The organism is Litoribrevibacter albus, assembly GCF_030159995.1.
Classification (GTDB): domain Bacteria; phylum Pseudomonadota; class Gammaproteobacteria; order Pseudomonadales; family Litoribrevibacteraceae; genus Litoribrevibacter; species Litoribrevibacter albus.
Window position 1 is genome coordinate 33,305 of sequence record NZ_BSNM01000026.1, and the last position, 14,120, is coordinate 47,424.

12 protein-coding genes are annotated in these 14,120 nt (G+C 45.7%); 10 read left to right on the forward strand and 2 right to left on the reverse strand.

Features of this window, described 5'->3' with window-relative positions:
* Positions 1-6 precede the first annotated feature (6 nt).
* The 10 genes from QQL66_RS18890 to QQL66_RS18935 all read left to right on the forward strand — a co-directional run bounded on the left by QQL66_RS18890 (position 7) and on the right by QQL66_RS18935 (position 13,118).
* Positions 7-822 (forward strand): cell division protein FtsQ/DivIB, encoded by an 816-nt coding sequence (locus QQL66_RS18890; RefSeq protein ID WP_284383615.1) that lies wholly within the window; start codon positions 7-9, stop codon positions 820-822.
* Between the two features lie 79 nt (positions 823-901).
* On the forward strand, positions 902-2,140 hold the full coding sequence (gene ftsA / locus QQL66_RS18895; protein ID WP_284383617.1) for a cell division protein FtsA: 1,239 nt from the start codon (positions 902-904) through the stop codon (positions 2,138-2,140).
* A 52-nt stretch (positions 2,141-2,192) separates the two neighbouring features.
* Positions 2,193-3,365 carry a cell division protein FtsZ gene (gene ftsZ, locus QQL66_RS18900; RefSeq protein ID WP_284383854.1) on the forward strand — a complete coding sequence of 391 codons (1,173 nt, stop codon included), beginning with the start codon at positions 2,193-2,195 and terminating at the stop codon, positions 3,363-3,365.
* Between the two features lie 149 nt (positions 3,366-3,514).
* Positions 3,515-4,423 carry a UDP-3-O-acyl-N-acetylglucosamine deacetylase gene (gene lpxC, locus QQL66_RS18905; RefSeq protein WP_284383619.1) on the forward strand — a complete coding sequence of 303 codons (909 nt, stop codon included), beginning with the start codon at positions 3,515-3,517 and terminating at the stop codon, positions 4,421-4,423.
* A 206-nt stretch (positions 4,424-4,629) separates the two neighbouring features.
* The gene (locus tag QQL66_RS18910; RefSeq protein ID WP_284383621.1) at positions 4,630-5,556 is read left to right on the forward strand and encodes a M23 family metallopeptidase; all 927 of its coding nucleotides are present in this window, start codon (positions 4,630-4,632) and stop codon (positions 5,554-5,556) included.
* Positions 5,557-5,754: 198 nt separating this feature from the next.
* Positions 5,755-8,469: a preprotein translocase subunit SecA gene (secA, locus tag QQL66_RS18915; protein ID WP_284383622.1), complete on the forward strand. Its 2,715-nt coding sequence runs from the start codon at positions 5,755-5,757 to the stop codon at positions 8,467-8,469.
* Between the two features lie 95 nt (positions 8,470-8,564).
* Positions 8,565-9,785: a bifunctional glutamate N-acetyltransferase/amino-acid acetyltransferase ArgJ gene (gene argJ, locus QQL66_RS18920; RefSeq protein ID WP_284383623.1), complete on the forward strand. Its 1,221-nt coding sequence runs from the start codon at positions 8,565-8,567 to the stop codon at positions 9,783-9,785.
* A 72-nt stretch (positions 9,786-9,857) separates the two neighbouring features.
* Positions 9,858-11,129, forward strand: coding sequence for a YjgN family protein (locus QQL66_RS18925; RefSeq protein ID WP_284383624.1), 1,272 nt, complete (start codon positions 9,858-9,860; stop codon positions 11,127-11,129).
* Entirely contained in the window at positions 11,129-12,214 is a 1,086-nt protein-coding gene (locus tag QQL66_RS18930; protein WP_284383625.1) for a M48 family metallopeptidase, read from the forward strand. Before QQL66_RS18925 ends, QQL66_RS18930 begins: the two co-directional genes overlap by 1 nt.
* Before the next feature lie 22 nt (positions 12,215-12,236).
* Positions 12,237-13,118: a Nudix family hydrolase gene (locus QQL66_RS18935; protein ID WP_284383627.1), complete on the forward strand. Its 882-nt coding sequence runs from the start codon at positions 12,237-12,239 to the stop codon at positions 13,116-13,118.
* Between the two features lie 9 nt (positions 13,119-13,127).
* On the opposite strand, the gene yacG is transcribed toward QQL66_RS18935, so the two are convergent.
* Together yacG and coaE are read right to left on the reverse strand one after the other, a co-directional pair.
* On the reverse strand, positions 13,128-13,328 hold the full coding sequence (yacG, locus tag QQL66_RS18940) for a DNA gyrase inhibitor YacG (RefSeq protein ID WP_284383628.1): 201 nt from the start codon (positions 13,326-13,328) through the stop codon (positions 13,128-13,130).
* A gap of 19 nt (positions 13,329-13,347) precedes the next feature.
* Complete coding sequence (gene coaE, locus QQL66_RS18945) at positions 13,348-13,950, reverse strand: dephospho-CoA kinase (RefSeq protein ID WP_284383629.1); 603 nt, start codon at positions 13,948-13,950, stop codon at positions 13,348-13,350.
* Between the last annotated feature and the right edge of the window lie 170 nt (positions 13,951-14,120).

Genomic DNA, 14,120 nt, shown 5'->3' on the forward strand with positions numbered 1-14,120 from the left:
AAGGCTATGCGGGATCATGCACAGCCGAGGACGCCCCGTCGAGGTGCCAGTCGCTTGGCAGCTGAGGACGTGGTGCCAAAGCAGAAACGAAAACCAAAGTTACTTTGGTTAAAGCATATCCCTTGGCCTTTGTTGTGTTTGGTAATGATGTTGTCCGGATTTATTTATGGTTCGGCCAGCCTTGCCAAACTATTGGTTGAATACTTGGATCAGCCAATCCAACAGGTTGTTATCTCAGGTGATAGCAGTCGTTTGGATGTGGATAAGTTGAAAAAGACCATGCTCGCATTGGGGCAGCAAGGTTTTATTTCGGCCGATATGACGGTGTTGCGTAATGCGGCAGAAGAGTTTGGCTGGGTAGATACAGTCAAAATACAGCGGTTTTGGCCTTACGGGGTTGAGTTAGTCGTCCAGGAACATGTACCTGTGGCACGTTGGGGCAATAATGCGCTCCTCAGTAGTGAGGGCGAGGTATTTGAGGTTCTGGATACAGAACCCTTTCAGGTACTGCCCAATTTGCAGAGTGTGGAAGGGCGTGAGTTAGAGATGATGGCGACGTATCGAGATTTGAGTCGCTTATTGTCGCCCGTTGGTTTGACGATTGAGTCACTGACGCGTTCCTCCAGAGGTGCGTGGCAATTGGTGTGTCGTAACCAATTGGTACTGAATCTCGGGCGTGACCAGGTGAGTCAGAAAGTAAGTAAGTTTGTAACGGTCTACCGTTTGGCGTTGCATGACAAGATTGAAAAAATAGAACGCGTTGATCTGCGATATACCAATGGCTTGGCAGTGGCTTGGAAAGCACAAGAACAACAAATATAGGGTATATCGACATGACATTGGGATTTGAAATTAGGGACTGCCGACATAGTGTTCGGTGAGAAAGAGGAAATGCCTAGCTATGGTTGCATCAGGAACCATGATTGTTGGATTGGATATTGGCACGTCAAAAGTAGTTGCGATTGTTGGTGCAACCACGGATGACGGCCGGATTGAAATTGTAGGGATAGGATCACATCCGTCTCGTGGAATGAAGAAAGGCGTGGTGGTGAATATTGAGTCCACGGTTCAGTCCATTCAGCGAGCCGTAGAGGAAGCTGAATTGATGGCAGGGTGTGAGATTCATTCGGTATTTGCCGGTATTGCTGGAAATCATATTAGAAGTATGAATTCCCATGGCATTGTGGCGATTAAAGATCGTGAAGTAATGCAGGCCGATCTTGAGCGAGTAATTGAAGCGGCTAAGGCTGTAGCTATCCCGGCGGATCAGAAAATTTTGCATATCCTTCCTCAGGAATATGTGATCGACAATCAAGAAGGTATTAAAGAACCGCTTGGTATGTCGGGAGTACGTCTGGAAGCGAAGGTGCATCTGGTGACCTGTGCAGAGAATGCTGCACAGAATATTGAGAAGTGTGTTCGAAGATGCTCTCTGGAAGTCGATGATGTGATTTTAGAGCAATTGGCTTCCAGCTATGCGGTGTTGACCGAGGATGAGAAAGAACTCGGCGTTTGTATGGTCGATATTGGTGGGGGAACCACGGATATTGCGGTGTTTACAGAAGGTGCAATTCGCCACACGGCTGTGATCCCTATTGCGGGTGATCAGGTGACGAATGACATTGCGATGGCGTTGAGAACACCGACTCAGCATGCTGAAGAGATCAAAATGAAGTATGCCTGTGCATTAACCACAATTGCAGGGGCGGATGAAACCATCAAGGTGCCGAGTGTTGGCGATCGTCCACCAAGAGATCTGTCCAGACAGGCGTTGGCGGAAGTGGTTGAACCTCGTTACGAGGAATTGTTCACCTTGATTCAGGCCGAGTTGCGTCGAAGTGGTTTCGAAGATTTAGTGCCTGCCGGCATTGTATTGACCGGTGGCACGGCGAAGATGGAAGGCGTAGTTGAGTTGGCAGAAGAGATTTTCCATATGCCGGTACGCCTAGCAGTACCTCATTCAGTGACGGGGCTAACTGATGTGGTGCGTAATCCGATTTATTCGACGGCTGTAGGCTTGCTGCTTTATGGCCAGAAGACCCTTGAAGAGGGTCCGACAAGTTCAGCGGAAATCAATCATGTTGTCGAACAGGAAAACGTGATGAGCAAACTGAAGAAATGGTTCCAAGGAAATTTTTAAGAAAAAACTATAAGAATTGCGTTCGTTAAAGGAGAAATTAGAAATGTCTAATATGTTTGAGCTGGTTGATAATGTACCAAACCAGGCCACCATTAAGGTTGTAGGTGTTGGCGGCGGTGGCGGTAATGCCGTGTGCTACATGGTGGATAATCATATTGAAGGCGTAGACTTCATTTGTGCAAACACTGATGCACAAGCGCTTAAAAAGAATGTTGCTAAGTCTATCTTGCAACTGGGTAATGAATTAACAAAAGGTCTTGGTGCGGGTGCTAACCCTGATGTTGGTCGCCAAGCTGCTATTGAAGATCGTGAGCGCATTATGGAAGTGCTGCACGGTGCGGATATGGTCTTCATTACTGCTGGTATGGGTGGCGGTACAGGTACCGGTGCAGCTCCAATCGTGGCTGAAGTAGCCCGCGAAATGGGGATTTTGACGGTAGCGGTTGTGACTAAGCCGTTCCCGTTTGAAGGCCGCAAACGTATGAAAATTGCGGATGAAGGAATTAAAGAGCTGTCTCAGCACGTTGATTCATTGATTACGATTCCTAACGAAAAACTCTTGTCTGTGTTGGGTAAAACAACCAGCTTGATGGATGCATTTAAAGCAGCAAATGATGTGTTGCTAGGTGCCGTACAAGGTATTGCTGACCTAATTACTCACCCTGGCGTTATTAACGTTGACTTTGCCGACGTTAAAACGGTTATGTCTGAAATGGGCATGGCCATGATGGGAACTGGTGTTGCTACCGGTGAGGATCGTGCAACTGAGGCGGCTGAGAAAGCGATTCGTAGCCCGTTGTTGGATGACATCGATTTAACAGGTGCTCGCGGCATTCTGGTTAACATTACTGGTGGTCCAGAGCTTGGCCTTGGTGAGTTTGCTCAAGTGGGTGAAATTGTTGAGGAAATCGCTTCTGATACGGCAACTGTGGTTGTGGGTACCTCTATTGACCCTGAAATGACCGATGAAATTAAAGTAACGGTTGTTGCTACAGGCATTGGTCGATCGTTTGAAGTTGAGAAGCCAGTTAAAGTAATTGATAACACTGCGAAGCAGGCTGATGGTCAGGTCGATTATCGCCAGCTTGATCGTCCTACGGTTATGCGTAACAAGCCAGTTGAAGATACCTCTGATGTTGCTGGTGTTGCGAAGAAGGCCGTGGGTGGTGAAGACAGCATCGAATATCTTGATATTCCTGCGTTTTTACGTCGCCAAGCAGATTAGGTTGTTGATTCTACCTAGGGTAGATACGGTGAATGAAGTAGGTTGTCTAAATAAGTTGTCTAAGGGTCAACTAGTAAGTGATTACTTAAACACTTTTTGGTACAATCGCGCGCCTTTGCGTAGTAACTTGCATATAGATGGTGGTTGCCATGATTAAACAACGCACCTTGAAAAACAGTATTCGTGCCACTGGTGTGGGCCTGCATTCGGGTGAAAAAGTGTATTTGTCACTAAAGCCTGCGCCTGTGAATACCGGGATTATCTTCCGTCGTACTGACCTGGAAGGTGCCAATGAAGTAGAAGCTAACTTTGATCAGGTTGGGGACACCACTATGTCTACCACGTTAATCAAAGGTGGTGTTCGTGTGGATACTGTAGAGCACTTGTTGTCAGCAATGGCTGGCTTAGGTATTGATAATGCCTATGTCGAGCTTTCTGCGCCGGAAGTGCCAATTATGGATGGCAGTGCCGGACCGTTTGTATTTTTGTTGCAATCAGCTGGTATCGCAGAGCAGGATGCGCCGAAAGAATTCATTCGTATTAAAAAGCCTGTGGAAGTTCGTCAAGACGACAAATATGCCCGTTTTGAGCCGTTTGATGGTTTTAAAGTAACTTTCACAATCGACTTTAATCACCCTGTGGTGGATGAAGGCAATCAGCAAACATCGCTTGATTTCTCGAGTACTTCTTTTGTGAAAGAAGTGAGTCGAGCTAGAACCTTTGGGTTCATGAAGGATATTGAGTTCCTTCGTTCTCAAAATCTTGCATTAGGTGGCAGCTTAAACAATGCGATTGTGGTTGATGAATTCTCTATCCTTAATGAGGATGGACTTCGTTACGAAGATGAATTTGTAAAACATAAAGTATTGGATGCTGTGGGAGATTTATATCTTCTGCGTAAAAGCTTGATTGGTGAATACATTGGGTTTAAGTCCGGTCATGGACTGAATAACTTATTGTTACGTGAGTTGATGGCTCAAAAGGATGCCTGGGAATTGGTAACCTACGAGAGCGCTGAAACCTTACCAATTAATTATATGAAGCCTGTAACTGCTTGATTTAGAGAATGGTATTGTCAGAAAGGAAGTGTGCAAGATAACTGGTTGCGCTTTCGAAACTGCAGTGCCAAAGTAACGAACGTATATTTACTGCCAGCTTTGCTGGCAGTTTTTTTATATATCTACGTTACAATTCTGAGATAGATGGGTTATATTTTTCACTTAATATATACTGTAACAGTCGAAGTTTTATTTGTAAGCGCCTAATGAATATCGTTTTTATTAGTAAATCGCATGGTCAGTCCTCTACCTATTCAATGAACGGTAAACGTTTGTTGATGGCGCTTATTCTATTTTTGGCTTTATTGGCCGCCGTTGGGTACAGCGGTTATCAGTATGCTGTCAGTCGACAGTCTAATGTTTTGACCCCGGAAATGATTACTCGCTGGTCGGATGACCTAAGTAATCAAAAGCAGCAGGTCGAAGCTCAAAAAGAATTATCCACACGAAAAATCGATGCACTTTCCGTGAAAATGGGTGAGTTGCAAGCACGCCTATTGCGTATTGAAGGCTTGGGTGAGCGTTTGACCCAAATGGCGGATATTGATCAGAGCGAATTCGATTTTTCTACCGGCCCTGGTATGGGCGGACCTTCTGATATGCTTGATGAAAGTTATCAAGCGCCTACTTTAAGCGATGCGCTGGATCAGTTAACCAATAGAATCGTTGATCGTCAGCAGCAGATTGAAGTATTGCACTCTTTGTTAAGTAATCGTGAATTCAAGAAAGATATTTTCTTGGCTGGCCGTCCAATTACCAAAGGCTGGATGTCATCTCGCTATGGTAAACGTCGTGATCCTTTTCACGGGCGTATTGCTTGGCATGCCGGGGTAGATTTTGCAGGAAAAGACGGTAGCGACATTATTTCTGTGGCCGCAGGTGTTGTTACCTGGGCCGATAAGCGTTATGGCTATGGACAGTTAGTAGAAATAAATCATGGGAATGGCTATTCGACTCGTTATGCCCATTGTAAGGAAATTAAGGTGAAAGTCGGGGATGTTGTGGATAAGAACCAGGTCGTTGCCTTGATGGGCAGTACTGGCAGATCAACAGGTCCTCATGTGCACTTTGAGGTGCTTAAAAATAACCGTCAAGTGGATCCTGCTCGTTTTATCCACCGTGCAAGCCGATAGTTGATAATCAGCTATTGGTATTCTCTTTAAAATCCTTTTATTATCTGTTCCCTATTGTAACAAGATTCACGTATAAAGCGCTTATAGTTATCGGTTTAGCTGGCCTCAGCTACGCATGAATGTTGAAACGAAAGCACTTGATATAGCGATATAATAACCAAGTGTTAAGCACTTAATGGAAATACACAGAAGGCTTCTATGTTTGCACCACTGGTAAGAAAACTCTTCGGCAGCAAGAATGATCGAGAAATAAAATCACTAAGAAAGATCGTTAATGACATAAATGAGATGGAAGCCGATCTGGTTGCATTATCAGATGACCAACTAGTAGCCAAAACTGACGAATTCAAACAGCGTGTATCAAGCGGCGAATCTTTGGATGCTTTGTTGCCTGAAGCCTTTGCGGTAGTTCGTGAGGCAGGTAAGCGCATCATGGGCATGCGTCACTTTGACGTACAGCTCATTGGTGGTATGACGCTTCATAACGGCAAAATTGCCGAGATGAGAACAGGTGAAGGTAAGACGCTGGTAGCAACCTTACCTGTATACCTAAATGCCCTTTCCGGAAAAGGTGTTCACGTTGTTACCGTGAACGACTACCTTGCTAAGCGTGACTCCGAGTGGATGGGGCGCTTGTATCGTTTCCTAGGCTTAACCGTTGGCGTAGTTTATTCAGGTCAAAGCCCGGAAGAGAAAGCGGCAGCATACCAAGCCGATATTACTTACGGTACAAACAACGAGTTTGGATTTGATTACTTGCGCGACAATATGGCGTTCCGTAAGGAAGATCAGGTCATGCGCGGTCTTAACTTTGCGGTTGTGGATGAGGTGGACTCTATCCTCATTGATGAAGCCCGTACCCCGCTTGTGATTTCTGGCCCAGTGGCAGACAGTTCAGAGCTGTATAAAAAAATTAATACTTTGATTCCTAAGCTTGTTCTTCATGAAGAGGCGGTTGAGGGGCATTACACCTACGACGAAAAACAACGAAATCTTGAACTGACGGAAGACGGTCATACGTTTGTCGAAGAGCTTTTGGTTGAGATTGGTTTGTTATCTGAAGGCGACAGTCTTTATTCGCCACAGAATCTAAATCTTTTGCATCATGTCTATGCTGGCTTAAAAGCGCATGTGATGTTCCATAAGAACGTTGAATATATCGTTCAAAATAAACAAATTGTCATTATTGATGAACACACCGGTCGTACTATGCCTGGCCGTCGTTGGGGTGAAGGTATTCACCAAGCAATCGAAGCGAAAGAGGGTGTACAGATTCAGGCAGAAAGCCAGACTTTGGCTTCTACTACCTTCCAGAACTTCTTCCGAATCTATGACAAACTGTCGGGTATGACGGGGACGGCAGACACTGAGGCATTCGAATTCCGCCAGATTTATGGATTGGACGTAGTGGTTATTCCTGCGAATAAAGTACCGCAGCGTAAAGACTTTAATGATTTGGTGTATTTGACGCGCGAAGAAAAATATCAGGCGATTATTGACGATGTTCGTGACTGCATTGCAGCGGGTCGTCCTGTATTGGTTGGTACGGCTTCGATTGAGACGTCTGAATATCTGTCTGGATTATTGAAGAAAGACAAGGTTCCGCACAATGTATTGAACGCAAAACACCACGCTCAAGAAGCGGAGATTATTGCTCAGGCGGGTGTGCCTGGTGCGGTGACCATTGCGACAAACATGGCTGGTCGTGGTACCGATATCGTATTAGGTGGTAACTGGGAAGCCGAAGTCGCTAAGCTAGATGAGCCGACCGAAGAACAGATCAACAAGATTCGTACTGAGTGGCAAGCGCGTCATGAGGCGGTATTGAATGCTGGTGGTCTTCACGTTGTGGGGTCTGAGCGTCACGAATCTCGTCGTATTGATAACCAGTTGCGTGGCCGTTCAGGTCGTCAAGGGGACGCAGGTTCGACGCGTTTCTATTTATCCCTTGAAGATGACTTAATGCGTATCTTTGCGTCTGATCGTGTGAAGAACTTCATGCAAGCGCTTGGCATGCAAAAAGGTGAAGCCATTGAGCACCGAATGGTTACCAATGCGATCGAAAAAGCTCAGCGTAAAGTAGAAGGACGTAACTTCGATATTCGTAAGCAGTTGCTTGAATACGATGATGTGGCTAACGATCAGCGTACCGTAATCTATCAACAACGTCAGGAGTTGATGGCAGGAGAGGATATTGCTGAAACCATTGAAGCTATCCGTTCAGATGTACTGAATGATGCAATCAGTATGTTTATTCCACCGCAGAGTCTTCCTGAGCAATGGGATGTAGCCGGTCTTGAAGCGCATTTGAAGTCTGAGTTTGCCATTGCGTTGCCTGTACAACAGTGGTTGGATGAAGACCAAAAACTGTATGAAGAAACGCTTCGTCAGAAAATTTCAGATGAAATCATTTCTGTCTATAAAGCAAAAGAAGATGCTGCGGGCGCTGAAACGCTACGCGGTTTTGAGAAGCAAGTTATGCTTCAGGTGTTGGATACTTTATGGAAAGAGCACTTGGCAACGATGGATCACCTTCGCCAGGGCATCCACTTGAGAGGCTATGCTCAGAAGAATCCAAAGCAAGAATACAAACGTGAAGCCTTTGAACTGTTCCAGCAATTGCTAACGAACATTAAACAAGATGTGATTCGAATCATCAGTCATGTTCAGGTTCAGCGTCCTGAAGAAGTTGAGGAAATGGAGCGTCAGCGCCAAGCTCAGCTGGATAATGAGCAAGTACAGTATCGTCATGACGATGCGTCTGCATTAGGTAATGAGCAGAACTCTGAGGGTGATGAGGCTGCTGAAACTGCTGAACAGCCATTTGTAAGAGATGCTGCGAAAGTCGGGCGTAATGATCCATGTCCTTGCGGCTCTGGCAAAAAATACAAGCAATGCCACGGCAAACTGTAAACTTAGTGTCTGTGAATAGACACTAACCCTAACAAGAAAAGCCTGTAAGGGCTTTTTTTGTTTGTATCTACATTAACTTTATTTAAGAGAACGTTATGGCTACAGGAAATCCTACTCTCCCTAACTTGCTACCGATAGACGGCGTGAAGATCGCTATAGTATCTGCAGGTATTAAAAAGCCTGGGCGACGAGATTTGGTGGTGTTTGAGTTGGCTGAAGGCAGCTGTGTAGCAGGCGTTTTCACAAAGAACCGATTTTGTGCAGCGCCCGTTTTAGTTTCAAAAGAGCATCTGTCAAAGGGTTCCCCAAGATATTTGATTGTTAACACCGGGAACGCCAATGCGGGTACAGGCGAGCAGGGCTTACGTGATGCTAAAGCAACGTGTGACGCTGTTGCACAATGTTATGGCGTGTCGGCCAGTGAAGTACTGCCTTTTTCTACTGGCGTGATTGGCGAGAACCTTCCAATGGATCGTCTATTATCTGCCATTCCAACAACTAAAGATGCGCTTGTGGCGGATGCATGGGTAGATGCTGCGTCTGGCATTATGACGACTGATACTCGTCCCAAAGGCGCCTCGGTTAGTTTCGAATATCAGGGGCATTCGATTACGCTTACCGGTATTTCTAAAGGCGCAGGCATGATCAAGCCAAACATGGCGACCATGCTGGGTTACGTTGCTACCGATCTCGCTATGGATCAAGAGATTCTTCAAGCCTTGTTGACTGAGACTGCAACCAAATCATTTAACCGAATTACGGTTGACAGTGACACTTCTACAAACGATTCCTGTGTCCTTGTGGCGACGGGTAAATCTTCGGCACCTGCAATTACTTCTGAGCAAGATGAGCTGTACGGTCTTTTCAAAGAAAAGCTACAGACGCTGATGATTACTCTGGCTCAAGCGATCATTCGGGATGGGGAAGGCGCCACCAAATTTGTGACTATTCAGGTTGAGAATGCATTGTCGCAAGACGAAGCACTGGAAGTGGCATTCACTGTGGCTCATTCACCGCTGGTTAAGACGGCGTTATTTGCTTCAGATCCTAATTGGGGGCGTATTTTAGCGGCCGTGGGACGTGCGAACATTTCCGAGTTTGATTTGAATAAACTTGAGATTTACCTTGATGACGTTTGTATCGTTCGGGATGGTGGTCGTGCTACGGACTATACCGAGGAAGCTGGGCAGGCAGTGATGAATCAAGAAGACATTCTGATTCGTATTAATATGGCGTCAGGTGACGCGTCTGAGACCGTATGGACCAGTGACTTGTCTCATGACTATGTCACCATTAACGCAGAATACCGTACTTAAAACCAATAATTATTATACAGAGGCAGATGACTTCTGCCTCAAGCTATTCTTTCATCTAAAAAGGAGTTTGAGATGGACGTGACTGCTACCGAAGATATCTCGTCTGATGTTGTAGAGCGCAAAAGAGTTGGTATAGAGTTTTCAGGAACCGGCAAAGAGTTCTTCAAAATCTGGATCGTTAATATCTTTTTGTCGATCATTACCTTTGGCGTCTACTCTGCGTGGGCGAAGGTTCGAACCAATCAATATTTTTACTCCAACACTTCGTTATTAGGAAGCTCATTTCAGTACCTTGCCGAACCAATGAATATCCTCAAGGGGCGAATGGTTGCGGTTGCGCTGTTAGTGGCGTACTCCTCTGTCCAGAAGCTGTTTCCACAGTACGGTTACATAGCCTTTGTTCTGTTGATGTTGGCTATTCCAGGCTTAATCGTGTTGTCGTTATCTTTCCGCTTGAGAAACACGGCCTACCGTAATATTACGTTCCATTTCCAACGAGATTTTAAAAAGGCTTATGTGATTTTTGCTTTGCCCGTGTTGTTGGTGTCTTTGTTTATGGTTCCCCTCATGCTACATGAAAACTCGCCTGAGGTTCAGAATGCTTACCAGTACAATGACATGCTGGAGGAGTTTCTCGAGGACGATGAAATTTCGTTTGATGAAGAGGTTGAATTGACGGAATTCATTGATATGAACTCTTTAACGATTGATGACTCCGGCTATGCTGTGACTCCGCCGCCTCCTGTGTGGGCGTTTATTCCATATCTGTTTCTAATCCTTTTGTTTCCTCTTTGGGATCAGATGTTCAGTGCATTTAAACTTCGTCAGAGCCAATTCGGTACCTCTAACTTTACATTTGGTGCGGGTGTTTGGGACTTCTATAAAATGTACCTTCTGGCTACCGGGGTGATCATTGGGCTGGGTATCTTTCTGGCGACTGTGGTGGTGTTCATCAAGCAGACGATTGACTCGTTGGGGATGAATTTTGTGTTGATCGCAGTGACTACTCTGCTGACTTTTGTTATCTACATGTTGGTTTATGCGTATTTTTCCGTTTATAAGCAGAACTTGATTGTGAACAACAGCTCAATTGATGAGGTCACCTTGGTATCAAGCCTTGAGGTTGCTGGCTTGTGGTGGATATACATGTCGAATACGGTCTTGATCGCTTGCACACTTGGCTTGGCGACCCCTTGGGCCAAGATTCGTGCGGCCAAATACCGATTGGAAAATACTGCAATTATTACCGATTCATTAAACAACTTTGTTGCCAAGCAGGAAAAAGAGCGTCGTGCTTTGGGTGAGGAAGTGGGTGAAGCCTTTGATGTGGACATTGGTTTTTAATGGAGTTTGAAGCGGTTTATCATGATGGAGAAACCAGTCGATCCGAACTGGTTTCTGTCTCAGTGTCGGAAGAGGGGGTGGTCACCCTCACATCATCTTCACCAACCTCTCTCATAGCTTCTCACGTTAAGGAATGCCGGTGGCAGGAGTTAGTGGTCCAGCCCCGAATTGCCAATACCCCTCGATGGATACGCTTACCTAACGGTGCCCAGTTGGAAACCGCCGATAATGATCTTGTGGATCAAGTGCAGGAACACTTTCAGACTGGCGCGTTTAATCGACTCATCCATTCATTAGAACACTCCTGGTGGATGATTTTGATCGGTGTGGTCTTTACCGTTGTTTTCTTGTGGGGAGGCGTTCACTATGGATTGCCTGTTGCTGCAAAATATGGTGCAGAGGTGATTCCTCAGGACGTGTTATACCCTCTTGGGGATGATGTACAAGTTTGGATGGATGAGAATCTGTTTGAGTCCAGTCAGCTGGAACCAGACCGACAAGAAGAATTAAAACATCGATTTCAGCGTATTCTAAAGCCTCATCAAAACTACACACTAGTATTCCTGGCGAGTCCGAAACTTGGCGCTAATGCATTGGCTTTGCCTAATGATCACATCATTCTCACAGACGAGTTGGTTGAGCTGGCAACCAGCGATCATCAGATCATTGCTGTATTGGCGCATGAGATTGGGCACCTTGAACATCGGCATGCATTGCGACGGTTATTACAACAGGCGGGGTTAGCTTCTATCCTGATGGTGTTCGCGGGCGATGTATCGAGTGTGAGCTCCGCCGTTGTCTATTTGCCAGCACTGCTGATTGAATTGGGCTACTCTAGAGAATTTGAGTATGAAGCAGATCAATACGCCATAGAATTTCTGGATCAGCAAGGCATGGACGTTGATTATTTCGCTCAGATTTTGTCTCGATTGGCAGAACAGCCTATGGATGAGAGTGAAGAAAGTAGTAAACAAAATCATCAGGATGACGATCAAAGTAACAAGTACTTTGAATATTTGTCGACGCATCCCGGTGTAGATGCTCGTATTCAGAGGATTAATGCGTGGCGTCGAGAGCCGAACTGATCAAGGCGGTAGTGAGAATTAAATGAAATTGGTGCATGTAGCGGTAGCAGTGATTGAACGAAGCAATGGTGATGTGTGCATCGCCAAGCGTGCTGATCATCAACATCAAGGTGGTTTATGGGAGTTTCCAGGAGGTAAGGTTGAGTCGGGAGAAACACTCACTCGGGCTTTACAAAGGGAGCTTCATGAAGAGTTAGGCATTGATGTGTTACAGCACGAACCCTTGATTTCGGTGAAATACCGTTACCCGGATAAGCATGTGCTGCTGGATGTACATCGAGTGACTGAATTCACTGGCGAACCCCACGGAAAAGAGGGGCAGCCAGTGGTTTGGTGCGCTAAAGATCAGCTTCCGAAGTATTCCTTCCCTGCCGCCAATAAAGGCATCTTAAACGCCTTACTTTTGCCTCAACGTGTAGCCATTCTGGACCCGTTGTCGAATGAACAGCTTGAGGCGATCAAAGCATCGTTTACGCCGGAAAGTTTAGCGATATACGTCAGAGATTCGAATAAATCAGAATTTGTTGCCCGGCTGAGTGAACTGAAAGATCTGGGGTTTCGGGTTCTTCAGAAAAACGACCCGCTCATGTGTCATCTGACGGCGGATCAATTAACTTCGTTAAGCTCCCGTCCCGATGTGCTTTGGTTGTCGGCATCATGTCATAACGAGGAAGAAATTGAGAAAGCCAATGCGTTGGAGGTGGACTTTATTTTCATTTCTCCGGTGAAGGAGACGCCTTCTCATCCTCAAGCCTGTGTGCTTGGGTGGGATGAGTTTGCCCGTTTAGCTGAGCTGGCTCATATGCCTGCCTATGCATTGGGTGGCGTGAATAATGAAGATCTGGCGATTGCCTTGGCTCATGGCGCTCAAGGCATTGCAGGTATCCGGGCGTTTCAGAAGTAGGTGGGATGGCTAGAAGGTGTCTTCTTCGGAGAAGAGATCGTCGAAGCCTTCCTGATCTCCTTCAATCTTATGTTCTTCCTTGGCCCATGCGCCTAAATCAATCATCTTGCAGCGTTCACAGCAGAAAGGAAAGTGTGGGAATTTTTCGGTATCGTATTGTGTCGGTGCACTGCAGGTCGGGCATTTAAATAATTTAATCGGTTCTGACATGGTTGACGTCCTCAAGTAATTAGTTGGCGGCTTGGGCAAGTGTTAGAAATGTCTGGTGAAGTTCTTGCGCATGTTCCCGAACAAGCGGTAAATCCCGGCTGTTATCCAGAATGTATTCTGCTTTTTCCTGTTTTTGCTCACGGGGCATCTGTGCCTCGATGATTTTTTCTACTTGTTCTCTCTCGTTGTTGTCCCGCTCGCAGGTGCGACTTATTTGAAGCTGAACAGGGACATCCACAAGTAACGTTGTGTTCGTCAGTAGGTGTTGATCGGTTTCGAAGAGCAGAGGACTTTCTAGTATCGCGTAGTCTGACGAAGAGTTATTCAGATCCTCAATGATTGCGTCTCTGATCAGGGGGTGCAGCAGTGCTTCCAGCCAACGGCGTTTTTCTTCGGAATTAAAGATAATGCTTCTTAACTGTGCTCGATCGAGAGCGCCATCTTCCAACAGAACCTCAGGACCAAAGTAGTTGGCAATTTCTTTTAATGCGGGCGTACCCGGTTCAACAACGTCTCGGGCTTTTTGATCCGCGTCGACCACATTTATGCCTTGCTGTTTGAAAAATTGAGCCACTGTACTCTTACCACTGCCAATGCCTCCGGTCAGGCCAACGATGAACATCCCGTATTTCCTCGACTGTTTTCTAAAATTAGGAGTGAAGCATTATAAAAGAGTGGTGCGCAGGTTTGAATTGAGATGTTTTGAAAAGAAACTCTGGATTAGCTTGACTGTTCAAAAAATAAACTATACTACAAAGTTATTTGAATCATGAAGTTAAGCATCTTTCTTTA